The sequence below is a fragment of the Streptosporangium sp. NPDC051023 genome, assembly GCF_040689595.1.
Taxonomy (GTDB): Bacteria; Actinomycetota; Actinomycetes; order Streptosporangiales; family Streptosporangiaceae; genus Streptosporangium.
The window spans coordinates 16145-39915 of record NZ_JBFBCE010000034.1 but is presented as its reverse complement, the minus strand read 5'-3'; the positions used below and the strand labels follow the sequence as shown (position 1 = coordinate 39915).

Here is a 23771-nt window from a genome sequence, read left to right as displayed (position 1 = left end):
GCTCGGGTGCTCCTGGGGTGAAGGGGCCCGCTGTCCCGAGGCGTCCTCGGGAGAGCGGCGGGGAGGGAGTCGGATGTCAGTCGGCGACGACGCGGAAGGCGCCCGGGACGTATTCGCGCTGGCGCAGCACGTGGTACCACCCCTTGGGCAGGGAGATCGCGGCGTGCTCCTCGTGGACCACGCGCCCGCCCGAGGGAAGATGAAGGAAAGCGGGGTCCATCGGCCGCGGCCCGCGGACCAGGCTGCCCTGGCCGACCACCGCGTGGGCGTGTCCCGTGGCCTCGCCCAGGGCCAGCACCAGGCGGCCCCGCGCGTCGCGTGGCACGGACGGCGAGGTCACGACCGAGGCGGGGACGGTCTCCTCGCCGACGGGCACGATCAGGATGTCTCCCTGGCGGTACATCTCACAGCTCCTCGAATCGGGGGTGATCGAAAACTAGCGGCCGCCACCGACATTCCTTCATCCCTTTCCGCCAGGACCCGGTCCCGATGGAATCCGGTGCCTGGACCTGGGATGTTGGGAGGGGGGACCGTCGAGCATGCGGGGCCCAATGCGGGGTCCACGGTCGCCGCCTCTGCTTCCGGACCCCTCTTTGCCGCTTTCGGCGATGACGTGCTAGACCTGCAGCGACCTCTCTCAGGAGCATCGATGAGCGAATCCGACGCCGGCAGGCCCGTCTGGCGCAGCGTCATGGCCGGCCGTGACCCGCTGCAGGGACACCGTGCCTCGACCCCGCTGGAGCTGTTGTTCGACCTGTGCTTCGTCGTCGGCGTCGCGCAGGCGGCTGCGAGCCTGCACCACGCCCTGTCGGAGGGGCACGCGGGGAGCGGGGTCCTCGGCTACGCGATGGTGTTCTTCGCCATCTGGTGGGCCTGGATGAACTTCACCTGGTTCGCCTCCGCCTACGACACCGACGACGTGCTGTACCGGCTGCTGGTCCTGACGCAGATCGCCGGGGTGCTCATCCTGGCGGCCGGGGTGCCGCGGGCGTTCGGGGAACAGGACTTCGGGCTGGTCACGCTGGGCTACGCGGTGATGCGCCTGGCGATGGTCGGGCTGTGGGCGCGGGCCGCCCGCGAGCATCCCGGCGGGCGCGCCTGCACATCGCGCTACGCGATCGGCATCACGGTGGTGCAGGCGGGATGGATCGCCAGGCTGGCGCTGCCCGGAGAGGCGGGGCTCGCCGGTTTCCTGGTTCTGGTCCTGGCCGAGCTCGCGGTGCCGCTGTGGGCGGAGCGCTTCCAGCAGACCGCGTGGCACCCGGGCCACATCGCCGAACGCTACGGGCTGTTCACGCTGATCGTGCTGGGCGAGTCGGTTCTGGCGGCCACCACGGCGATCCAGACCGGGCTGGAACGGGGGATCGTCACGACGGCGCTGCTGTCGGTCGCCCTCAGCGGGATAGTGATCGTTTTCGCGATGTGGTGGGTGTACTTCGCCCGGCCCGCCGAGCGCATCCTCACCTCCAACCGCGTCTCGTTCCCATGGGGGTACGGCCACTACCTGATCTTCTCCTCGGCCGCGGCCGTCGGCGCGGGGCTGGGCGTCGTGGTCGACCACGACACGGGCCGGGCACACATCGGCGATCTCGCCGCCGGGGCCGCGGTCGCGGTCCCCGTGGCCGTTTTCGTGCTCAGCGTGTGGCTGGTGCACCTCAGGCCGCACCATCGGGGCCGCCGGGCGGACGCGGGCTTCCCCGTCGTTGCGCTCGCCGTCCTGCTCACCCCGCTGACGCCGGTGCCGCTGCCGCTGATCGCGATCCTGATGGCCGGGCTCGTCGCGGTGAGCGACGCCGGGGTGTTCAGGCGCCCAGCGCGCGCAGCACGAACTCGCAGACGATCGTCTCGGCGTCCTCCGGCGTCATCTCACCGCTGAGCAGCGGCACCCGCTCGGCGCCGATGACGGCGAGGATGATGCGGGCCGCGGCGGTCACGTCCGGGGTGCGGAAGTCGCCGGACGCCACACCGCCTTCGATGATCCCCGTCAGGATGCGCTGCATCGGCTCCACATGGTCGGCCAGGCGCTGGTAGGCGTCCGGGCCCAGCGCCGCCGACAGGTCCGCGGGGCCCGGATGGGGATGGGCGAGCAGTCCGGCGAGCTGGAGGCGGACGAAGACCCGCAGGCGCTCCGCGGGGGAGGCGTCCTGCGGGAGTTCCCGCTCGTAGCTCTCGATGAAGTAACCCGTGACCCGCTCGGTGAAGGCCAGCAGCAACGCCGCCTTGTCGGGGAAGTAGTTGTACAGGACGGTCCGGGTGATCCCGGCCTCGCTCGCCACGTCGGTCATCGAGATCGTGTCGATGCCCTGGTCGCGGGAGAGGCGTGAGACCGCCTGCAGGATCCGGTCCTGCGTCTGGGCGCGGTGCTCGCCGATCGTCGCGGCCGAAATCCGGGGCATGTCCCCATCGTCGCACAGCAACGGCGCCGCGGTTCGGCCGCGAGCCGATCAGGCGGCGAGCTCGGCCCGCATCACCCGCCCGAGGTCGGCGAGCACCTCGGTGTTGAGCTGGTAGGCGAGCCTGGTCTCGCCGATGATCCGCTGCTTCTCCGCCTCGTCGACCGGGAGCGCGTCGAGCCGGGCGCGGTAGTCGTTCTTGAACCGGGGCAGGCTGCCGACCTCGTCGAAGCGGTAGAAGTCGACGCCGCCGTCCCGCTGGTAGCCGTAGATCTTCTGCAGCTCCATCCGGATGAACTGCCCGCCGGAAAGGTCGCCCATGTAGCGGGTGTAGTGGTGCGCGATGTGGCCGCCCGGCCACGAGGCGACCTGCTCGATCCTGGCGACCAGCGTCCTGGTCGGCATGGAGGGCTCGATCCTCGACCTCCAGCCCGAGCCATAGATCGTCTCCAGATCGCGGACCAGAGCCTCCTCGCGGTAGAGCGCGGGGAAGACGAAAGGCCCCGCGACCGGGTCGTCGGCGAGCGCCTTCGAGGCATTGTCGAGGGCGACGTAGGCGAAATAGTGCTGCGCGACCATCTCGCCGTAGGCCTCGGCGCTGAGCCGTCCCTCCATCAGAGCCTTGAGGTAGCTCTCGTCCTCAGCGGACTCGTGGCTGCTCCAGGTGGCGTTCCTGAGCACTTCGGAGAACGGCGGCTCACTCATGTTCACTCCGCGTTGAAGGGGCCTTTAATGACACAGTGTCACAAAGATCGGGCGCCCTCGTCAAGCTGATGATGACACCATGTCATTAAAGTGCCCCCTGGTGAGGCGGGCAACCGCCGTCGCCGCGGCGATCGCCGCGCAGAGGATCAAGGCGAGAACCGGAAACCAGGCCAGCCGGTACAGCGGCCACACGGGGTCCGCAGGCGCCCCCAGCAGCCCGGGAACGTCGCCGAAACGCAGCGCGGCCATGACGGTCACGAGCAGCGCGGTCTGGTGCCACAGGAAGATCGTCATCGCGCCCAGGTTGGCCGTCGCGACCATCGCCCACAGCCGGGGCCGCCGCATCAGCCGGGCCAGCGGCCCGCGCGCCAGCAGCGCGGCCCCGACCTGGGCGACGCCGAAGCAGACCGCGGCGAGCGTTGGCGGGCTGAGGTTGGAGACCTTCGCGCCCGTCACGCCCACCATGCTCACCGGATACCCGAACCGGGCCACCAGCAGCACGGCCCCGGCCGCGCCCGCCGCCAGCAGACCGGCCGCGGTCCGGCGCGAGGCGAGCGCGCCGTTCGCCCAGCGGACCCCGAGCGTGTACGGCACCAGCCACCCGGCCGCGACGTTCACCCACCCCAGCCACTCGGGCCCGGTCTGCGAGAACCTGAGCAGGTCGACGCAGAGCACGACCACGACCGCGCAGGCGGCCACGGTGCCCGGCCGTGCCAGCAACAGGGGAGTGGCCGCGTTGAGCGCGGCGAACACCGCCAGGAACCACAGCGGCGCGACCGCGGGGAGCAGCAGCGCCCTGATCGTCCCGCCCGGCATGCCGTGCAGCGCCATGCCCACGGCGATCCCCGTCCAGACCAGCGCGGGCGCCCCGACGGGACGCAGCAGCCGCCCCAGCCTGGCCCGCGCCCAGGCCGCGCCCCCGCCCCGGCCCTCGCCCGCCGAGCGCAGGCTCCTGGCCGCCGCGTAGCCCCCGACGAGGAAGAAGACCGCCAGTGTCTGGAACACCCACGACAGCGGCGAGAGCGCCCCCAGATAGACGAGCGGGCTGGTGATGTGCACCGTCCCGCCGGGGCCGCGCTCCCAGGCCGTGACCAGCCAGTGCCCCGCGACCACCCCGAGGATCGCCAGCGCGCGCAGCGCGTCCACCCCCCGGTCCCTGCCCTCGGGGGTGGCGGCCTCGATCCTGGCGGCGACGCCTGGCCGGTGCGCGGCCCCGGCTCCCGGACTAGCCACGGGACACCTCACCCGTCCTGCCCAGGGCGATGAGGGTGAGGTTGCGCAGGGACTCGCCACCGGGCCTCAGGTAGTCGCTGTGCCCGGCGGCGCCCGTCGCGAACAGGCGGGCGCCGAAGGAGGGGGCGGCCGGGTCGGGGCCGAAGCCGAACGGCCCGAGCCTGAGCTTGGGCACCCGGCGCATCCAGTCCTGGCTGCCGCTGCCCGCCCACAGCGGGACGCCGCCCAGCCCGGCGGCGGAGGAGACACCGAGCCCCGGGCTGCCGAAGACCGCCACGCCCGCGACGCCCGACCCCGGCGCGGCTCTGGCGCACACGACCGACCCGTAGCTGTGACAGAGCAGGGTGACCCGTTTCCCGCCGAGCCTCTCCGCGACGTACCGCCGCAGGCCTGCGGCTCCGGCCTCCGCGGCCTCCTCGGTCAGCACCCCGAGGCTGACGGTCGCCGGGCTGTCGTACCCGAGCCACGCGACCACCGCCAGCCCGGCTCCGGGATCCAGCGCCCGCGCCTCGGCCAGCACCGCCCTGGCGCCGCCCCCCGGGGTGCTGTACGGCTTGGCTCTGCCGCCGTCGAAGGTGGCCGCCGTGGTGTCGGAGCCCGGCACGATGACCGCGACGTTCTCGGCTGTACGCAGGTCGCCGTAGACCCTGACGATCCGGTCGCCGTGGGGAGCGGGGACGATCAGATAGGAGAGCGCGGCGGCGACGGCAACCGCGGACACGTGACGCAACATGCGGGCCTCCTGGACGGTCGGGGAACCGGGCAAGAGGCTAGGAAGCGGGGTCCGTCGTTCACGTCACCCCGGAGCGCGCACTTCCCGCGTCAACCCCAGGGGGGAGACCGGGCGCCGGAGACCGGGACGGGCCGCCGGGCGGCGCGGGCTGCCGGGCGGTGTGGGGCGCCGGGACGCGAACGAGGCGGGGAGAGACGCCTCCCGGCGTTCAGAGGCGGGGGAGACGCCCCCCGGCGCTCACTCGCCCGGCCTGACCAGGCCCGTCTCGTAGGCGTGCACGATCGCCTGCGCGCGGTCGCGCAGGTTCAGCTTCGCCAGGATCCGGCCCACGTGGGTCTTCACCGTCTGCTCCGACAGCAGCAGTTCGGCGGCGATCTCCTGGTTCGAGCGGCCCTGGGCGACGAGAACGAGCACCTCGGTCTCGCGCTCGGTGATGTGGTCCAGCCTGCCGCGCGGGCGGCGCGGCCCGAAGCGGGCGAACTCCGCGATCAGCCGCCTGGTCACCGAGGGGGCCAGCAGTGCCTCCCCGGCCGCGACCACCCTGACCGCCTCGGCGAGCTGCTGCGCGGAGGCGTCCTTGAGCAGGAAACCGCTGGCCCCGGCCCGCAGCGCCTCGTAGACGTAGTCGTCGAGGTCGAACGTGGTCAGGATCAGGACCTTCGGCGCGGGGTCCCCGGACGCCATGATCTCCCGGGTCGCGGCCAGGCCGTCCATGACCGGCATCCGCACGTCCATCAGCACCACGTCCGGCCGCAGCTCGGCCGTTCTGGCCACGGCCTCGCGGCCGTCGGCCGCTTCGCCCACGACCTCGATGTCCTGCTGCGAGCCGAGGAACACGGTGAACCCGGTCCTGACCATCCCCTGGTCGTCGGCGATGAGCACCCGGATCGTCACGCCTCCTCCATGATCGGCAGTATGACAGTGATCGCAAAGCCCGTCCCGACGGGCCCGGCCCACAACCTCCCGCCGAGCATGGAGACCCGCTCCCGCATCCCGATCAGCCCGTGCCCGGTGTGTCCAGGTTTCGTGGGGGAGTGGCGCAGGGCGTCTCCGGCGTCGTTCGCCACGTGGATGCGCAACTCGGCGATGGACCGGTCGATCCTCATCGAGACGTTCGAACCGGGCGCGTGCCGCATGGCGTTGCTCAGCGACTCCTGCGCGATCCGGTAGGCGGACAGGCTCGCCGCGGTCGGCAGCCCGGTCAGGTCGCCGCCCAGGCTGAGCGTCACGGTGAGCCCGGCGGAGCGCGCGGTGCCGACGAGCTCCTCCAGACGGCCGAGGCCCGGCTGCGGCGCGGTGTCCGTGTGCCCGTCCTCGTCCCTGAGCACGCCCAGCACCCGGCGCATCTCGGTCATGGCCGACAGCGACAGCGCGCGGATCTCCCGCAGGCCCTCCTCGAGGCGCTCGGCGTCCCCGGCCGCCTGCAGCGGTACGGCCTCCGCCTGGATGGCGATCACCGACATGTGGTGGGCCACGACGTCGTGCAGCTCCCTGGCGATCCTGGCCCGCTCCTCCAGCGCGGCCTGCGCGGTCAGGGCCCCCTTGCTGCGCCGCTCCTCCTCGGCCAGGAGGCTCGCGGCCAGCCGTCTGGTCCGGACGTTGTAGCCGAGAAGCGCGGTGACGCTCAGCAGGATCGCGGCCATGGCGATCTCGTCGAATCCGGAGGAGAGGAGCGCCATGACGAGCATCGAGACGATCCACACGCCCACGGTGATCCTCCGCTCGCAGCGGACCGCGACGGAGTACACCACGAGCAGGTAGGTCACGACCGCGGGGAGCGGCACGGGCAGGCCGCCCATGCCGTCCAGGGTGTCCTGGATCGGGGCGGTGACGAACACGCCCGCCAGCGCGATCCGCCAGGCGGTCAGCGGCCAGTGCTCGCGCAGCAGGACAGGGACGGAGGACGCCATGGTGGCGAGGGAGAGCCACCACCCGGGATAGAAGGGCGTGAGCCTCCCATCACCCAGGAGCGGGCCCATGCCTCCGCTGTACACGAGCCAGAAGGCCAGCAGATTGGCCACCACGATCAGGTCGACGGCGTGGAACGGCAACAGCCGCAGGGATGCGGGGATCGGTATCCGCAGGCGGCGGGAGCGGGGGAAGGGGGGATCGGCCCGCCCGGTGACCACCGCCAGGGCCAGCGGCTGGGCGAGCCGTACGAGACCGGCGGGCAGTTCCACCCGCCCAGCCTAGGCAGCCGCGCCCCGGCCGGCGTCGTACCCAGGGGTGATCCCCGGCCTCACACCTGGGAGGTACAGTCGCCAGCTTGCTCGATTACACAATTACGATCGCTCACAGCGAACACGCTCAAGTCCGGGAACAATCGAGGGCTCTCATTAATTGAGTCGGTATAACTCAACCTTTGGAGTGCAGATGAGTGAGAGCTTGATCCTCCCGGTCCTGCCCCTCGACGACGAGGTCGTGCTGCCGGGCATGGTCGTCCCGCTGGACCTGTCAGAGAGCGAGGTCCGGGCCGCGATCGACGCCGCTCAGGCACTCGCCGACAACAAGCCCGAGGTGCTGCTCGTTCCCCGGATCGACGGAAAATACGGTCCCGTGGGCGTCAGGGCCGTGGTCGAGCAGGTCGGCAGGCTGCCGGGCGGCGAGCCCGCGGCCGTGGTGCGCGGCGTCAGCCGTGTCCGGGTCGGTTCCGGCACCACCGGGCCGGGCGCGGCCCTGTGGGTGCAGGCGACCGTGATGGACGTCCCCAGGGCGGGGGAGCGCGCCGAGGAACTGGCCAAGGAGTACAAGGCGCTGGCCACGACCATCCTGCAGAAGCGGGGCGCGTGGCAGGTCGTCGACGCGGTCAACAAGATGGACGACCCGTCGATCCTGGCCGACAACTCCGGTTACGCCCCCTGGCTGAACACCCAGCGCAAGGCCGAGATCCTGCAGACCGCGGACCCGGCCGACCGCCTGGAGAAGCTGGTCGAGTGGTCGCGCGAGCACCTCGCCGAGCTCGACGTGGCCGAGACGATCCGCAAGGACGTCCAGGAGGGCATGGAGAAGCAGCAGCGCGAGTTCCTGCTCCGTCAGCAGCTCGCCGCGGTCCGCAAGGAGCTGGCCGAGCTTAACGGCTCCTCCCCGGAGACCGAGGAGGAGGACTACCGCGCCCGCGTTGAGGCGGCCGACCTGCCGGAGAAGGTGCGTGAGGCCGCGCTCAAGGAGGTCGACAAGCTGGAGCGGACCTCCGACCAGTCCCCCGAGACCGGCTGGATCCGCACCTGGCTCGACACCGTCCTCGACATCCCGTGGAACGAGCGGACCGAGGACTCCTACGACATCACCGCGGCCCGCGCCGTCCTCGACGCCGACCACACCGGCCTCGACGACGTCAAGGACCGCATCATCGAGTACCTCGCGGTGCGCGGGCGCAGGGCGGAGAAGGGCCTGGGCGTGGTCGGCGGGCGCCGCAGCGGCGCCGTGCTCGCGCTTGCCGGTCCTCCCGGGGTCGGCAAGACCTCCCTTGGCGAGTCCGTCGCCCGCGCGATGGGCCGCAAGTTCGTCCGCGTCGCCCTCGGCGGTGTCCGCGACGAGGCCGAGATCCGCGGCCACCGGCGCACCTACGTCGGCGCCCAGTCGGGCCGGATCGTCCGCGCGATCCGCGAGGCGGGGTCGATGAACCCCGTCGTGCTGCTCGACGAGGTGGACAAGGTCGGCTCCGACTACCGGGGCGACCCGACCGCCGCGCTGCTCGAGGTGCTCGACCCGGCGCAGAACCACACCTTCCGTGACCACTACCTGGAGGTCGAGCTCGACCTGTCCGACGTGCTGTTCCTGGCGACCGCCAACGTGCTCGAGGCCATCCCCGGGCCGCTGCTGGACCGCATGGAGATCGTGACGCTCGACGGCTACACCGAGGACGAGAAGGTCGCGATCGCCCGTGACCACCTGCTCCCGCGCCAGCTCGACAAGGCGGGCCTCACCGCGCAGGACGTCACCGTCGACGAGGACGCCCTGCGCAGGCTCGCGGGTGAGTACACCCGTGAGGCCGGTGTCCGGTCCCTTGAGCGCTCGATCGCCAGGATCCTGCGCAAGGTGACCGCGAACGTCGCCCTCGGCGAGGCGGAGCTGCCCGTGACGGTCGGGGACCTGGTCCCCTACCTCGGCCGCCCGCGCCACGTGCCGGAGTCGTCGCTCCCCGAGTCCAGCCAGCGTACGGCGGTGCCCGGCGTGGCCACCGGCCTGGCGGTCACCGGAGCGGGCGGCGACGTCCTGTACGTCGAGGCGTCGCTCGCCGACCCGGAGACCGGAGACACGGGGCTGACCCTGACCGGCCAGCTCGGCGACGTCATGAAGGAGTCGGCCAGGATCGCGCTGTCCTACCTGCGCTCGCGGGGCGCGGAGCTGGAGCTGTCCGTCGCGTCCCTCAAGGACCGCTCGGTGCACATCCACTTCCCCGCGGGAGCGGTTCCCAAGGACGGCCCCTCCGCGGGCGTCACCCTGACCACCGCCCTGGCCTCGCTGCTGTCGGGCCGTACGGTCAGGAACGACGTGGCCATGACCGGCGAGATCTCCCTCACCGGCAGGGTGCTCCCGATCGGCGGGGTCAAGCAGAAGCTGCTGGCCGCCCACCGGGCGGGGATCACCACCGTGCTGATCCCGGCGCGCAACGAGCCCGACCTGGACGACGTCCCCCAGGCGGTCCGCGACGAGCTCACCGTCCACACGGTCAGCGACGTGCGGGAGGTCCTGGAGATCGCGCTCACCCCGGCCAAGGTCGCCGAGCACGCCGCGGCCTGACCGTCCCTCAGAACGGCCCGCTCTCCCTTTTCTGGGAGGGCGGGCCGTTCGCCGTTCGCCGTTCGCCGGAGGTGGCCGCTCTCCGGACGGTCGTGCCCGGTCCCACGGAGGCGAGAATCTCCTATCGGCGTGATAGGGATCACATGAAATACCGGGAATGCGGGTAGGCCGGGCTCGTGTTGAACGCAGACGTGAACGTGGTGAACCAGGTCGGCGCGACCCCGCAGGGCCGGGTCGTGTCTCTTGGCGAGCGCATGTGCCAGATGCCCGGCATGTGCGCCATGAGCTGTATGTGCTCAACGCGCTGAGCTTCGCCCCCGCCCGTTCTCCTCACGAAGGCCCAGAAACCATGATCTGCCCCGCGGACCACCTCGTCCTGCGCCGCCTGAGCCATCTCCCTTTCGACCCCGGCACGCGCTAGCTCCTCCCCGCCCGAACCCTTTCTTTCGATCCGTTCATGTTGGGGAACAGCTGTGATTGATGTGTCAGGCCTGCGGAAGGTCTACCGAGACCGAGGCCGCGAGGTGACCGCCGTCGAGCGCGTCGACCTCCACGTCCGCGAGGGCGAGATCTTCGGTGTGCTCGGGCAGAGCGGTGCGGGCAAGAGCACGCTGCTGCGCTGCGTGAACCTCCTCGAACGCCCAACGGAGGGTACGGTCACCGTGGCGGGACAGGAGCTGACCGCGCTGGGGGAGGCCCAGCTGCGCGGGGCCAGGCAGCGGATCGGGATGATCCACCAGCACTTCGCGCTGCTGTCCTCCCGTACGGTCGCGGGCAACGTGGCCTTCCCGCTCGAGGTCATGGGCGTCGGTAAGGCGGAACGCGCGAGGCGGGTCACCGAGCTGCTCGAGCTGGTCGGGCTGGCGGACAAGGCCAAGGCCGTCCCCGCGCAGCTGTCCGGCGGTCAGAAACAGCGGGTCGGCATCGCCCGCGCGCTGGCGGGCAACCCCTCCGTGCTGCTGTCCGACGAGGCGACCTCGGCGCTCGACCCGGGCACGACGCAGTCGATCCTGGCCCTGCTCAAGCGCCTCAACCGGGAGCTCGGCCTGACCATCCTGCTGATCACCCACGAGATGAACGTCGTCAAGACGATCTGCGACTCGGTCGCCATCATGCGCGGCGGCCGGATCGAGGAGTCGGGGACCATTCCCGAGCTGCTGGCCAGGCCGGGCTCCCGGCTCGCCGCCGAGCTCTTCCCGCTCCCCGCTCCCGAGCCGGGCAACGTCACGATCACCTTCACCGGGCAGGCGGACGAGCCCGTGGTCTCGCAGGTGGTCCGCAAGTTCGACGTGGACGTCAACATCCTCGGCGGCGCGCTTGAGGAGGTCGCGGGCGTCTCCGCGGGACGGCTGCGCCTGCGCCTCACCGGCGCCGAACGCGCCGCCGCCCTCACCTACCTGGCCGAGCGCGGCCTGCTGGTCGAGGAGAGCCGGTGACCGGGCCGTCCCGCACCCGTCCCGCCTCGCCCGCGCCGACGAAGGAGATCACATGACCTGGGACGAGATGGCCCCGCTGCTGTGGGAGAACACCTGGCAGACCGCCCAGATGGTCGTCTGGTCGACCCTGTTCACCGTGCTGCTCGGCCTGCCGCTCGGCGTCGCCCTGGTCGTCACCGACCGAGGCGGCCTGTTCCCCTCCCTGGCGCTGAACCGGTTGCTCGCGCTGGTCGTCAACATCGGCCGTTCCCTGCCGTTCATCATCCTGATGATCGCGGTGATTCCGCTGACCCGCCTGATCGTGGGCACCACCATCGGCACCGTCGCGACCATCGTCCCGCTGACCCTCGGCGCCGCGCCGTTCTTCGCCAGGCTGGTCGAGACCGCACTGCGCGAGGTCGGAGCTGACAAGGTGCAGGCGGCCCATGCGATGGGCGCGAGCCGTACAACCATCGTCGGCAAGGTCCTGCTCCCCGAGGCGATGCCCGGTCTGGTCGCGGGGCTCACGGTGACCGTGGTCGCGCTGATCTCCTACTCGGCGATGGCCGGGGCGATCGGCGGCGGCGGGCTCGGCGACCTGGCCATCCGGTACGGCTACCAGCGCTTCGAGACCACGCTCATGGTGATCACCGTCGTCGTACTGATCGTCATCGTCCAGCTCGTGCAGACCCTGGGTGACACCGTCGCCCGCCGTCTCACACGTAACTGATCTTTCCCCCTCCCCCCGGGACCCCGCCACAAGCGGGGGCCCTGGTTTTTCACACCCACAAGGAGCGCACCATGCGTAAATTCATAGGAATCGCGTCCGCGGTCACCGCCCTGGCTGTCTCGCTGGTCGCCTGCGGCTCGCCCGGGACCGAGACGACCACCGGAGCGGCGGCCAAGAGCCCCGCCGCCGAGGTGCTCAAGGTCGGCGCCAGCCCCGTCCCGCATGCGCAGATCCTGAAGTTCGTCAAGGACAAGCTCGCCGCGAAGGAGGGCCTGAACCTGGAGATCGTCGAGTTCACCGACTACGTCCAGCCGAACGTGCAGCTCAGCGAGGGCAGGCTCGGTGCCAACTTCTTCCAGCACAAGCCCTACCTCGACGACTTCAACGCCTCGAAGGGCACCAAGCTGACCTTCCTGCAGCCGGTCCACCTGGAGCCCCTCGGGCTCTACTCCAAGAAGATCACCGACATCGGCAAACTGGCGCAGAACGCCACCGTGGCCGTGCCGAACGACGCCACGAACCTGGGCAGGGCGCTGAAGTTGCTGGCCGACAACGGCCTGATCACCCTCAAGGCGGGCGTCGGCACCTCGGCTACCGAGCGCGACGTCACCGCCAACCCCAAGGGGCTGAAGTTCCAGCCGCTCGAGGCCGCGCAGCTGCCCCGGTCCCTCGAGGACGTGGACGCCGCCGTCATCAACGGCAACTACGCGCTCGAGGCGGGCCTCAAGCCCGCGGAGAACGCGCTGATCCTGGAGAAGGCGGAGGGCAACCCTTACGTGAACGGCCTGGTGGTCGCCGCAGGCCACGAGCAGGACCCGCAGGTGGTCAAGCTCGCCAAGCTGCTCGCCGGGCCCGAGGTGAAGCAGTTCATCGAGCAGACCTACAAGGGTGCGGTCATCCCCGCCAACTGAACCCTGGCCCGCGCGATCCGAAGGCCGTGACCCTGCCCCGGGTCACGGCCTTCGGTCGTCTCCCACCCCCTTCACGCCGCCCGCTTCTCGCCGCCCGGCCGAGCCTGGCGCCGCCCGGTTCCGTGCGCCAGGGAGCAAGCGGTTGCGGCGCGCGTGCCCGGGCGGGTGGGTCGGACGCTCCCTGACCTGGGTATGGATCCGGCGGGGAACGACTACAGCGCGGGGGCCGCCATGACCACCTACACCCTGTCGATCGTCGAGGGGGACGCCGGACAGGCCGCGGGCAGGGACATCTTCTCGCCGGGCTCTCCCGTCACCTTCGACGACCTGGGGCCGGGCATCCTGATGTGGCTGACGGAGCACGGGTATGAGGAGCCGGGCAGGCGGATCGTGGTGACCCCGGTGGGCGAGGTCCCTCCTGGAGCCCTCGCCTCCCGGGACGTGGCCCTATGACCTCGCTCCTCGCCGTGGCCGTACGGCTGCCGCACGTGGGCGGGGCCGCCGCCGTACCCGTCTCCGGCAATTCGCAGAATATGGTTCTGGATTCGTCTGCCGGGGCAGGTGACGGTTCCGCGTCGCCGAACGGGATTACCGAAACCTGCGGCGTCGTGCCGCGTTTCCTCCCGGCCTTGAAGGACCGGGTCTCCACACTTAAGGAGTTTCGATGACGCAGACCCAGCCCCCCATGTGCAGGACGTGCGGAGCCGCAGTCGAACACCCGGGGCGTCACCGTGAATGGCACAAGGCCCTGGAGCGCCTGCTGCCCGGCCTGAAGGCCGAACTGGACAGGACACGCGGGACGGGGAGGTCCGAGGAGGGCTTCACCTTCTGAGCGCGCGCCATCCCGCCGGCTCCCCTCGGTCAGCCGAGTCCGATGATCTCCGACGGTCACGCGTCGGCGCTTCGATCTCGGCGGTCACCTGCGGGAGACCCGGCGAGAGGTGGTTTTTTTGTGTTTTCGCCTCCTGCTGACCGTCTCTGAGCACGGCTGATAAAGGCCCCGTGAGGGGAATCGGCCGACCCCGATCATCCTCTTAACCTGCTCTTACACCCGGTCAGGCATGGTTCTGGTGTACCGGAACCGCCGGTCGCCGCTCCGACAGTCCACGAGCGGATGCAGGACGTGGGGGAAGACATGGACCCGAACAAGAATGAGCAGGAAAACACCGCGGCCGAGGCGACCCACGGGAACGAAGGCTGGAGCCAGTTCGGCAAGGTGCCGCCGCGTGTCGGCGGCTACGCGTCGGACAAGGAGACCGGGCCGCAGCCGACACTGATCAACCCGGTTCCGGACGCGCCCGCGGCACCCGTCCAGGTGCCCGCCCAGCGAAGCTCGCTCAGCGCCGGGCAGAAGCTGGGCGTCGGGCTGGCGCTGGCCGCGATGGCCGTCGGCGGCGGAGTGACAGGGGCCCTCGTCGCGACCTCGTTCGGCGGGGCGAGCACGGTCGCGGCCTCCTCCGCCTCCTCCTCGGCGCCCGCGGTACGGCCGGTCGGCAACCTGACCACGGTCGCCGACGTCGCCAAGGCCGTTCAGCCCGCGGTGGTCTCCATCGAGGTCAAGACCGCCAACGGCAGCGGTGACGGATCCGGCGTCGTGCTGTCGGCCGACGGCCTCATCCTGACCAACAACCACGTGGTCACGCTGGGAGGCCAGGCGGGCGGGGACAGTCAGATGACCGTCAAGTTCAGCGACGGCAAGACCGCCACCGCGAAGGTCGTCGGCACCGACCCGGCGACCGACCTCGCCGTCATCCGGGCGGAGAACGTCTCCGACCTGACCAAGGCTACGATCGGCGACAGCGACAAGATCAAGGTGGGCGACTCGGTGCTCGCCATCGGCAGCCCGCTCGGCCTGTCCGGTTCGGTCACCGCCGGGATCGTCAGCGCGTTGAACCGCACGCTGACCGTCGGCGGCGAGCAGCGGCAGCAGCTCCCGCCGGGCTGGGGCGGCGGCATGCAGCAGCAGCAACAGGGCAGCGGGCCGACCACCATCGGCGGCGCCATCCAGACCGACGCGGCGATCAACCCGGGGAACTCGGGCGGTGCTCTGGTCAACGCGTCCGGAGAGGTGATCGGCATCAACAGCGCCATCGCCACCAACGGCGGAGAGGGCAGCATCGGCGTCGGCTTCGCCATCCCGATCAACACCGCCAAGCAGGTCGCCAAGCAGCTCATCGACACCGGCAAGGTCACCCACGCCTTCCTGGGTGTCAGCCTCGCCGATGCCACCGGTGACACGAGCGGCGCCCTGGTCGGCCAGGTCACCGAGGGCAGCCCGGCCTCCCAGGCCGGGATCAGGCAGGGGGACCTGATCACCAAGATCAACGAGACCCAGGTCGACGACGCCGCCACCGTGATCGGCGCTGTCAGGGGCTTCAAACCGGGGGAGAAGGTGACCATCACCTACGTCCGCGACGGGAAGTCCCAGACCGTGACCGCGACCCTCGTCGAGAAGACCGACCAGTAGTCCCATCGGAGCCGATGCGCCGCCGGGGACGCTGCGGACCCCGGCGGCGCATCTGTTTTCAGCTGTTTTCCCTGTTTCACAGCCAGGGCGCCCCCTCATGGCCCAGACCTTCTACGGCTACGGCGAGCCGTCACCCGGTTGATCGCGGGCGCGGAGGTGGGTGTCCGGGTCGGCGGCGTCATCGCCCGGGCTGGACAAGCCGTGCTCGCACGCTGGGTCCACCGGCCTCATGGATGCATCACTGATTGAAGGTTCGTCACGATGAGAGCGGGAATTTTCGCGGCAAAGTTTACACCGAAAGTTCAACGATACCGTTGAGGGCATGGATATCAAGGACACGGCCCGGCCGTTCGACGGCGTGGGCGTCTCGGCGTTCCTCCGGTCGCTTCCCGCCAAGCCCCTGCTGCTCGGCCTGGGCGAAGCCAGGCACTTCGTGGAGGAACTGGGCGAGCTGCGCAACGAGATCTTCCGGTATCTGGTCGAGCACGAGGGCTACCGGTCGTTCGCCATCGAGAGCGACTGCCTCAGGGGCCTCGTGGTGGACGACCACATCACGACGGGCGCGGGCACGCTCGACGATGTCATGGAACGCGGCTTCAGTCACCGCTTCGGCCTGCCTCCGGCCAACCGCGAGCTCGTACGCTGGATGCGCGCGTACAACGAGGAACATGATGAAAAGCTCCGGTTCTTCGGCTTCGACGGCCCGCTGGAGTATTGGGCCGAGAGCCCGCGCCAGGCGCTCACCGCCCTCTGCGACCTCCTCGACGGCCCGCTCCCCTGCACCAGGGAGACCCTCGACACGCTGCTCGGCCCGGACGACCGGTGGACGAACGAGGCCACGGTCATGGACCCGTCCCAGTCGATCGGCCAGTCCGCCGACGCCCAGCGGCTGCGACTGATCGCCGACGACCTGGTGGCGCTGCTCGATACGCAGACACCGCAGCTGAGCGCGCAGGACAGGGAGCGGGCGGCACTGTACGGGCGCACCGCCACCGGCCTGCTCCGCTACCACCACTGGATGGCCGACACGTCCCCGGCACGGGTGGCGCGGCTGTCGGGACTGCGGGACGCGATGATGGCCGCCAACCTCCATGCCGTCGCCCAGCACGGCCCGGCACTGGTCTTCACCCACAATCTCCACCTGCAGCGGAACAAGAGCTCCATGCGCTTCGGCGACCAGACGCTGCAGTGGTGGAGCGCGGGGGCGATCACCGAAGCGCACCTGGGCGACCGGTACGCCTTCCTGGTCTCCGCCTTCGGCACGGTCGGCGACGACACCCCGCCCCCGGACACCGTCGAGGGCATCCTGTCCACGCTCCCGTGGGACCACTCTCTCATCGACGCCCGCCGCCTGGCCGAGGCCGTCACGAAACCAGCCTCGCGCATCTCCCGCGATTTCGCCTATATCCCGCTGGACCCAGCCCAGCTCGACACGATCGACGGCATCGTCTTCCTCAAGGAGGCCGTCAGGCTGGATTGACAGGCGCACCCGTCACACCATCCATGCCCGGGTGCCGTCAACGCCGCTCTCACCGGCCGCCATTTCGGCGTTGACCTGGATGGTCAGTGGATACGGCGGTGAGGTGCCGGAAAGGCGGTCAGCGCCCGGCGGTCAGTGCCTCGGAGCGCCACAGGTCGCTGTAGTAGCCAGGGACGCCCACCAGCTCCTCGTGGGTGCCCCGCTGCACGACCGAGCCGTTCTCCAGCACGACGATCTCGTCCACCCCTTCGAGCCCGCGCAGGCGATGCGTGACCAGCAACGTCGTGTGGCCGCGCGTCGCGTCCAGCAGATCGGCCATGAGCGCGTCCGCGGTCGCCTCGTCCAGGGACTCGGCGGGCTCGTCCAGCAGCAGCACGGGAGGGGCGTTCAGCAGCGCTCTGGCCAGCGCCAGCCGCTGCAGCTGCCCGCCCGAGACCGTCCGTCCGTCCTCTCCGAGTACGGTGTCCCATCCGGTCCGCTCGGCCCACCGGTCGAGCCGGGCCCGCCGTACGGCCTCCGCGAGCTCCTCCTGATCGGCGTCCGGCCCGGCGAGGCGCAGGTTGTCCCTCAGCGACGCCCGGAACACGTAGGGGTCCTGGGTCAGCCCGGTCATCACCCGCCTGGCGTCGTCTGAGGAAAGCTCCCCGAGCTCGACCCCGTTCAGCCTGATCGTGCCGGACTCGGGTTCGACCAGGCGCATCATGGCCGACAGCAGGGTGCTCTTGCCCGCGCCGCTCGGGCCGACCAGGGCGACGCGCCTGCCCGGGGTGAGGGTCAGGCTGACGCCGTCGAGCGCGGCGGGACGGCCGTGGCCGTGCCGGATCACCAGGTCGTCGATCTCGACGGTCGGCGGCCCCTCGGGGACGGGGACGGGTCGCGCGGGCTCGGTCACCGCCGACGGGGTCGCGCGGACCTCCTTCAGACGGCGGAGGGCGGCGAGCACGCCGGTCAGCCGTTCCGCCGCCGCGGCCATCGGCAGGACGGGCTCGAACGAGACGAGCGAGGTCAGCGCGAGCACCGCCGTGGCGACCCGGCTTGTTCCCGAGCCCGCGGCGATCCAGACGACCGCCAGCACGGTCAGGCCCTGGGTGAGCATTCCCAGTGCGGTGGCCACCGCGTTCGACCTGGCCTGGCGGCGTTCCAGCGCCGCGAGGCGGGCGTCGGCCTCGGCGCAGGCGGCCAGCGCGCGGCCACCCGCGCCGTAGGCGGCCAGGTCGGCGGAGCCGTGCACCAGATCGGCGGCCCCGGCCGCCAGCTCCGCCCTCGCGGGCGCGATCCTGGCGGACCAGCGCCGCGCGGCCGTCGCCGTTCCCGCGGGGATCACCACCCCGGCGACCAGCAGCCCGGCCAGCAGCGCCAGCGCGGCCGAGGGCTGCAGGAACAGGCCGAGCACGACCGCGGCGACCCCGGTCACCAGCGCCGCGACCGCGGGGAGCAGGCAGCGCACGAGCAGGTCCTGCGCCGCGTCCGTGTCGTCGACCATCCGGCTGAGCAGGTCGGCTCCCCGATGGTTCAGCGGCCCCGCCGGGATGAGCGCCCGGTAGAGCCGCTTCCTGGTCGTCGCCTGGGCCCGCAGTGCGACATCGTGCCCGGCCAGGCGCTCGCCGTACCTGAGGACGCCCTTGCTCGTCGCGAAGGCCCTGACGCCGACGATCGCCACGCTGAGCGCGGCCAGTGGAGGCTGCTCGGCGGCCCTGGTGATCAGCCACGCCGCCGACCCGATCAGCCCGAGCCCGGCGAGCTCGGCCGCCGCCCCCGCCGCCATGGCCAGAGCCGTCCGCCCTCTCATGCTCGTCATCGAGACTCTCCGATCAGCTCGGCGGACACCACGCGCCCTTCGGCGATCCGGATCACCCGGTCCGCCAGGTCGATCATCGCGGGCCGGTGGGCCACGATCACGGCGGTACGGCCCTCGGACAGCTCACGGGTCGCGGCCACGATCGCCGCCTCGCTCCGGCCGTCGAGCCGCGCGGTCGGCTCGTCGAGGAGCAGCAGGTCGGCGGACGGGCGGCAGAAGGCGCGGGCGAGCGCGACCCGCTGCCGCTGCCCGGCGGACAGGTTCGCGCCGCGCTCGCCGAGCACCGTCTCGTAGCCCTCCGGCAGCGCCGGCACGAACTCGTCGGCGTGCGCCGCCCGTGCCGCCCGCTGTACTTCCTCGATCGTCGCGGCGGGGGAGCCGAGGCGGATGTTGTCCGCGACCGAGACGGCGAACAGGTGCGGCCGCTGCGGCACGAACGCCAGCCGTTCCCGCCAGGAGTCGTCGCCGGTGAACTCGGCGCCGTCGATGAGGATCCGGCCGCTGTCCGGGGTGACGAAGCCGAGCAGCAGGTGCAGCAGGGTGCTCTTGCCCGCACCGCTCTCGCCGACCAGCGCGACCCGCTCACCCGGTGAGATCACCAGGGAGACGTCATCGAGTGCCGCCTCCTCGCGTCCCGGATAGCGTACGGTGACGTTCTCCAGCCGGATCTCCGGCGCGCCACCCGGGGCCCGGGCCTGTCCTGCCTCGCCGGTCCGCCGGTCCTCGTCCGTGCTGTTCGCGTTGGTTCTGTCCGGCACGGGAGAGCCGGTCGCCGGCCGGGCGGTCGTGCCTCCGGTTCCGGCTAGGTTTCCGGTTCCGGCCCCGTTCCCGGTTCCGGCCCCGTTTCCGGGCGCGTCCTCGGTCTCGGGCGCGCCCTTGGTCACGGCGTCCGTCGCGAGGGACTCCGCCCGTCCCTCCAGGACGGCGAACGCCTCGTCGGCCGCCGTGACCCCCTCCATCGCCGCGTGGAACTTGTTGCCCATGTTGCGCAGCGGCAGGTACGCCTCGGGCGCGAGCAGCAGCACGAGCAGCGCGGCCGGCAGCTCCAGAGACCCGGACAGCAGCCGCAGGCCGACGGGCACCGCGACCAGCGCCAGCGACAGCGACGCCGCCAGCTCCAGCACCAGCGATGACAGGAAGGCCACCCGTAGCGTGCGCATCGTGGCCTCGCGATGGGCCTCGGCCACCCGCCCGATCACCTCGGCCTGGTGGCGTGCCCTGCCGAAGGCGCGCAGCGTGGGCAGGCCCCTGACCACGTCCAGGAAGTGCCCGCCCAGCTGGGACAGCGCTCGCCACTGCCGCTCGGTGACCTCCTTGGTGCGCATGCCGACCAGCGCGCCGAACAGGGGGATGAGCGGCAGTGTGACGAGCACGATCACCGCGCTGGCCAGGTCGGCCGCGAACAGCCGGACGAGCACGGCGATCGGCACGACCGCCGCGACCGCGACCGCGGGGAGATAGCCGGACAGGTAGGGGTCGAGGGCGTCCAGGCCGCGGCCCGCCAGCGTCACCAGTTCTCCCGAGCGGTGCGTGGCGAGTCGGGCGGGACCCAGCTCCCGCAGCCGCGACAGCAGCCGGTGGCGCAGCGCCGACTTCACCCCGGTGCTCGTGCTTCCCGCCGCCACGCCCTGCACCAGGCCGAGCAGGGCGCGGGCGCCGACGACGAGCGCGAGCACGACCAGCGCCGAGGTGGCGAACCGGCCGGACAGCACCCCGGCCAGCACCTCCGCCTGGACCAGCACGAGCAGCCCGGCCAGGACCGCGGCGGCCAGGCAGAGCGCCAGGTGGCGGCGGACGGCCCGCTCGCCGCGGGCAAGCCGTAGAAGATCCTTGTGCATGCGAACCCTAGAAGAACGACGGCATCCGGTCGGCTGCACGCCTGCGACCGAACGTGCGCCATGTCCATACTTGCGCACCCACCATGACCGGTGTGAACGGCACGATTATGAGACTGAGCACACCGAGTGTCCCGGCGGGCGCGGCGTGCTCCAGCACCCACGGGGAGAGCAGGGCCAGCGGCACCGCGGCGGGGAGGGCGGCGGCGCACGCCGAGACCAGCAGCGCCCTGCCGTCGCGGCTCGCACCGGTCACCTGCCCGGGGAGCAGCCAGGAGGCGAAGGTCCAGCCGTGGAAGCCGAAGGCCGCGGCGACCACGACCCCGAAGCCGAGCCCGTCCAGGCCGATCGGCGGCCCCGACAGGCCTCCGGCGATCGCGGCCAGGGCCATGCCCCAGCTCAGCGCCAGGCCGTACGAGCCCGCGCAGATCATCCAGTCCCAGGCCGCCCGCCACACGGGCCCCTCGAGACGGCGGCGGAACCACAGGCCCGCGTCGCGCAGGATCCACGAGAGCAGCAGGGCGACGACCACCGGGTAGAGGCCGAACAGCACCTGCCCCTCGAGCGAGGGGAAGGCGCCGAACAGCACGCCCGCGACGGCGACCAGCCACACCTCGTTGGCCAGCACGAACGGTGCCATGGCGGAGACGATCCTGTCCCGGTCCCGCTGGGTCCTGCCTAGTATGGGCAGCAGCATGCCCAGGCCGATGTCGAAGCCTTCCAGGGCGAAGTAGCCGAGCAGCAGCAGGGCGAGCACGCCGAGCCAGAGGATGTCCACGAGGTCTTCTCCTAGAGGCTGAGCGCGTGCGCGCGCTCGGTGGGGCCGGTGGGGGCGTCGACGCCGAGCGTGGCCGCGGCGGGGCCGCGCCGTACCGTCCTGGCGATCAGGAAGTAGTCGGCGAACGCGAGCAGGCCGAGCACCCCGACGAAGCCGACGAACGAGACGGTGACCATCCCCGAGGTGAGGCCGGGGGACATGGCGTCGGCGACGGTGAGCCTGCCGTTGATCAGCCAGGGCTGGCGGCCGTGCTCGCGGACCAGCCAACCGGCGGTCGCGGCGGCGAACGGCAGCGGGGTGATGACCATCAGGATCGGCTGCGCCCAGCGCCAGCGGGGCAGCCAGTACAGCACGGGCATCAGTACGAACATGATGAAGAGCTGGAGCGTCTGCCCGATCCCGATCATGATCCCGAGCGCCGGCCCGACCATCGGCTGGCTGAACTTGTCCGGCTGGAACGTGGCGACCACGCCGAACTGCGCGTAGCCGACGCCGACCGTGATCAGCGAGCCCACGAACGCGACGAGCACGCCGGTGCGGAGCGAGGAGGTGAAGAACTCCCGCTCGGAGGTCCGCCTGAACAGCTGGTACGCGCTGGCCCCCATCACCGTGAAACCGCCGGCCCACAGGCCCGCGCCGATCACGTGGGGGAGCGCCATGGTCAGCGTCGGGTTGGTGAGCAGCGCGCCGAAGTCGGTCAGGACCAGGTGGCCGCCTCGCTCGACGGCTCCCGCCGGATTCTGCAGGAACGAGTTGGCGACCATGATCCAGAAGGCGGAGGCGTACGCGGTCAGGGTCACCAGCCAGATGCACGCCAGGTGGAGCCAGGCGGGCAGCCTGCGCCAGCCGAAGATCCACAGTCCCAGGAACGTGGACTCCAGGAAGAACGCGCCGAGCGTCTCGATCGCGAGGGGGGCGCCGAAGACGTCCCCGGCGTACTCCGACAGGCCGCTCCAGCTCAGGCCGAACTGGAACTCCATCACCAGGCCGGTGAAGATGCCGAGCGCGTAGTTGATCACGTAGATCTGGCCCCAGAAGCGGGTCGCCCGCTCGTGGTCCTGCCTGCCGGTCACGGTGTGGCGGGTGTGCATTATCGCGACAAGGGGGGCCAGGCCCAGGGTCAGCACGACGAACAGGAAGTGAAGGCTTCCCGTCACCGCGAACTGTGTCCGGGCCAGGTCGAGCACGTCCACGGGTTCACCTCCGTTGTTGTGTCTGTCTACCTATAGGCACTCTACATGTAGAACGCCTACATGTAGGCTGTCTATAGAGAGGTAAGGTGAGGGCGTGAGCGACCGAGCCGACAACCACAGCGATCGCGCGGGTTCCGCCGTCCCGCGGCGGGCGGGGGGTGCGGTGTGAACACCGACGCGCTCCGCGGGCACATGGACGCCCTGCTGCTATCCGTGCTTGAGCACGAGCCTCTGCACGGCTACGCGATCATCGAGGCGTTGCAGGCCCGTAGCGGCGGCACGCTGAGCGTGCCGACCGGCACCGTCTACCCAGCGCTGCGCCGCCTGGAACAGGCGGGATACCTGGCCAGCGAGTGGGCGACGGTCGGCGGGCGCAAGCGGCGCACCTACCGGCTGACCTCGTCGGGCCACAAGGCCCTGGCCGGTGAGCGCGCGGCGTGGCGGGAGTTCAGCGGGGTGATCGGCAGCGTGCTCGAGCCCCGGCCCGCACCGGGACAGCGCGCCTGAGCCCTCCGGGCTACGCCTGTGCCGGGACGGGGCGCCTGCGGGTGCCCGTCAGGCAGCGGGTCGCGCAGTACAGCTGCGTGAACGTGAAGACGAAGCTCAGCGCTTCGGCGCCAAGGCTCAGCGGATAGGCGGACAGGCCCGCCGGATGGTGATAGCCGTACATCAGCATCAGGCCGAGCCCGATCGTGATCGGCAGCATGGTCCAGACCAGCACCGCCAGCGCCCGGGTGACGAGCCGGGGCCGCCGGATCCTGCGCAGCCCCCGGCCGAGCGCGAACAGCGCGGCCCCGCCGAGCAGGCCGACGAACAGCTGGAGGACGTCCAGGCCGCAGGAGACCGGACGGTACCAGCCGGGCCACTGGGCGTACGCCGCCGGGGCCTCGGGGTAGAAACGCCAGACCACGCTCCAGGCGAGGGTGGTCAGCGGCACGCTGACGAACACCACGGCGGCCAGCCTCCGCCCGGCGGAGATCGACAGCGCCTCCTGGTAGCCGGGTGCGATCTCCTCGAGCGAGCCGAACTCTTCGACGGCGGCCAGCTCGGCCTCGGCCCTGCCCAGCCCGTCGTGCTCGAGCGCCTCCGCGGCGTCGAGCAGGCTGTCGCGCGCCTCGGTGACCAGGTCGAGTTTCGGTCTTCTCGGTCCCTTGAGCGTACGGCTGAGCCCGGTCACGTAGTCGTCGATGACTCCGGCTTCGGCCATACCCACCTCCACCCGCGTGGCCTTGTACGGCCTTTACCGTACATCGTCGTGGTCGAGGTGGGTCCGGCGCATCGGGAACAACCCTGAGAAGCCCCGGAACCCGCCGCCTCGCGCCCCCGCGAGCGCCTTTTTCCAGGAATCGCCTCTCGG

General features: G+C 71.3%; 23 protein-coding genes. 11 read left to right on the top strand and 12 right to left on the bottom strand.

The genetic code is table 11. The features are described from left to right. Positions 1 to 76: 76 nt before the first annotated feature. On the bottom strand, positions 77 to 403 hold the full coding sequence (locus AB0395_RS22975; protein ID WP_366283489.1) for a hypothetical protein: 327 nt from the start codon (positions 401 to 403) through the stop codon (positions 77 to 79). Positions 404 to 649: 246 nt separating this feature from the next. Here AB0395_RS22975 and AB0395_RS22970 point away from each other — a divergent pair, with 246 nt between their 5' ends. Next, a complete protein-coding gene (locus AB0395_RS22970; protein ID WP_366283487.1) occupies positions 650 to 1876 on the top strand; it encodes a low temperature requirement protein A in 1227 nt (408 codons plus the stop codon). On the opposite strand, the gene AB0395_RS22965 is transcribed toward AB0395_RS22970, so the two are convergent. From AB0395_RS22965 to AB0395_RS22940, 6 genes are all read right to left on the bottom strand, one after another. Beyond that, on the bottom strand, positions 1803 to 2396 hold the full coding sequence (locus tag AB0395_RS22965; protein WP_366283485.1) for a TetR/AcrR family transcriptional regulator: 594 nt from the start codon (positions 2394 to 2396) through the stop codon (positions 1803 to 1805). The genes AB0395_RS22970 and AB0395_RS22965 overlap by 74 nt on opposite strands. Positions 2397 to 2444: 48 nt before the next feature. Beyond that, complete coding sequence (locus tag AB0395_RS22960; RefSeq protein WP_366283484.1) at positions 2445 to 3098, bottom strand: biliverdin-producing heme oxygenase; 654 nt, start codon at positions 3096 to 3098, stop codon at positions 2445 to 2447. 60 nt (positions 3099 to 3158) lie between these two features. Continuing rightward, a complete protein-coding gene (locus tag AB0395_RS22955) occupies positions 3159 to 4331 on the bottom strand; it encodes an acyltransferase family protein (RefSeq protein WP_366283482.1) in 1173 nt (390 codons plus the stop codon). Further along, the gene (locus tag AB0395_RS22950; protein ID WP_366283480.1) at positions 4324 to 5064 is read right to left on the bottom strand and encodes an alpha/beta hydrolase; all 741 of its coding nucleotides are present in this window, start codon (positions 5062 to 5064) and stop codon (positions 4324 to 4326) included. Before AB0395_RS22950 ends, AB0395_RS22955 begins: the two co-directional genes overlap by 8 nt. 237 nt (positions 5065 to 5301) lie before the next feature. Beyond that, positions 5302 to 5958: a response regulator transcription factor gene (locus tag AB0395_RS22945; protein WP_366283478.1), complete on the bottom strand. Its 657-nt coding sequence runs from the start codon at positions 5956 to 5958 to the stop codon at positions 5302 to 5304. Next, complete coding sequence (locus AB0395_RS22940) at positions 5955 to 7244, bottom strand: sensor histidine kinase (protein ID WP_366283476.1); 1290 nt, start codon at positions 7242 to 7244, stop codon at positions 5955 to 5957. The genes AB0395_RS22945 and AB0395_RS22940 overlap by 4 nt, the downstream gene beginning before the upstream one ends. Positions 7245 to 7437: 193 nt before the next feature. Here AB0395_RS22940 and lon point away from each other — a divergent pair, with 193 nt between their 5' ends. From lon to AB0395_RS22895, 9 genes are all read left to right on the top strand, one after another. After that, a complete protein-coding gene (gene lon / locus AB0395_RS22935; RefSeq protein ID WP_366283474.1) occupies positions 7438 to 9807 on the top strand; it encodes an endopeptidase La in 2370 nt (789 codons plus the stop codon). Between the two features lie 176 nt (positions 9808 to 9983). After that, positions 9984 to 10115 (top strand): hypothetical protein, encoded by a 132-nt coding sequence (locus tag AB0395_RS22930; RefSeq protein ID WP_366283472.1) that lies wholly within the window; start codon positions 9984 to 9986, stop codon positions 10113 to 10115. 165 nt (positions 10116 to 10280) lie between these two features. Next, positions 10281 to 11243 (top strand): ATP-binding cassette domain-containing protein, encoded by a 963-nt coding sequence (locus AB0395_RS22925; RefSeq protein ID WP_366283471.1) that lies wholly within the window; start codon positions 10281 to 10283, stop codon positions 11241 to 11243. 52 nt (positions 11244 to 11295) lie between these two features. After that, positions 11296 to 11952 carry a methionine ABC transporter permease gene (locus tag AB0395_RS22920; protein ID WP_366283470.1) on the top strand — a complete coding sequence of 219 codons (657 nt, stop codon included), beginning with the start codon at positions 11296 to 11298 and terminating at the stop codon, positions 11950 to 11952. Positions 11953 to 12023: 71 nt separating this feature from the next. Beyond that, positions 12024 to 12863 (top strand): MetQ/NlpA family ABC transporter substrate-binding protein, encoded by an 840-nt coding sequence (locus tag AB0395_RS22915; RefSeq protein ID WP_366283468.1) that lies wholly within the window; start codon positions 12024 to 12026, stop codon positions 12861 to 12863. Between the two features lie 192 nt (positions 12864 to 13055). Further along, positions 13056 to 13316: a hypothetical protein gene (locus AB0395_RS22910; protein WP_366283466.1), complete on the top strand. Its 261-nt coding sequence runs from the start codon at positions 13056 to 13058 to the stop codon at positions 13314 to 13316. A gap of 211 nt (positions 13317 to 13527) precedes the next feature. After that, complete coding sequence (locus AB0395_RS22905) at positions 13528 to 13695, top strand: hypothetical protein (RefSeq protein WP_366283464.1); 168 nt, start codon at positions 13528 to 13530, stop codon at positions 13693 to 13695. A gap of 303 nt (positions 13696 to 13998) precedes the next feature. Further along, complete coding sequence (locus tag AB0395_RS22900) at positions 13999 to 15330, top strand: trypsin-like peptidase domain-containing protein (RefSeq protein ID WP_366283462.1); 1332 nt, start codon at positions 13999 to 14001, stop codon at positions 15328 to 15330. A gap of 322 nt (positions 15331 to 15652) precedes the next feature. Then, entirely contained in the window at positions 15653 to 16810 is a 1158-nt protein-coding gene (locus tag AB0395_RS22895; RefSeq protein WP_366283461.1) for an erythromycin esterase family protein, read from the top strand. 118 nt (positions 16811 to 16928) lie between these two features. On the opposite strand, the gene cydC is transcribed toward AB0395_RS22895, so the two are convergent. From cydC to AB0395_RS22875, 4 genes are read right to left on the bottom strand one after another with little or no spacing between them, the layout of a single operon-like run. Next, positions 16929 to 18608: a thiol reductant ABC exporter subunit CydC gene (cydC, locus tag AB0395_RS22890; protein WP_366283459.1), complete on the bottom strand. Its 1680-nt coding sequence runs from the start codon at positions 18606 to 18608 to the stop codon at positions 16929 to 16931. Further along, on the bottom strand, positions 18605 to 20446 hold the full coding sequence (cydD, locus tag AB0395_RS22885; protein WP_366283457.1) for a thiol reductant ABC exporter subunit CydD: 1842 nt from the start codon (positions 20444 to 20446) through the stop codon (positions 18605 to 18607). Before cydD ends, cydC begins: the two co-directional genes overlap by 4 nt. 7 nt (positions 20447 to 20453) lie before the next feature. Then, positions 20454 to 21221, bottom strand: coding sequence for a cytochrome d ubiquinol oxidase subunit II (locus AB0395_RS22880; RefSeq protein ID WP_366283455.1), 768 nt, complete (start codon positions 21219 to 21221; stop codon positions 20454 to 20456). Between the two features lie 11 nt (positions 21222 to 21232). Next, on the bottom strand, positions 21233 to 22414 hold the full coding sequence (locus AB0395_RS22875) for a cytochrome ubiquinol oxidase subunit I (RefSeq protein WP_366283454.1): 1182 nt from the start codon (positions 22412 to 22414) through the stop codon (positions 21233 to 21235). A gap of 165 nt (positions 22415 to 22579) precedes the next feature. Between AB0395_RS22875 and AB0395_RS22870 the strand changes: the two genes are divergently transcribed. Beyond that, the gene (locus AB0395_RS22870) at positions 22580 to 22921 is read left to right on the top strand and encodes a helix-turn-helix transcriptional regulator (RefSeq protein WP_366283452.1); all 342 of its coding nucleotides are present in this window, start codon (positions 22580 to 22582) and stop codon (positions 22919 to 22921) included. Between the two features lie 10 nt (positions 22922 to 22931). Here AB0395_RS22870 and AB0395_RS22865 read toward each other — a convergent pair whose 3' ends face one another. Continuing rightward, positions 22932 to 23621 (bottom strand): permease prefix domain 1-containing protein, encoded by a 690-nt coding sequence (locus tag AB0395_RS22865; RefSeq protein WP_366283450.1) that lies wholly within the window; start codon positions 23619 to 23621, stop codon positions 22932 to 22934. Positions 23622 to 23771 lie beyond the last annotated feature (150 nt).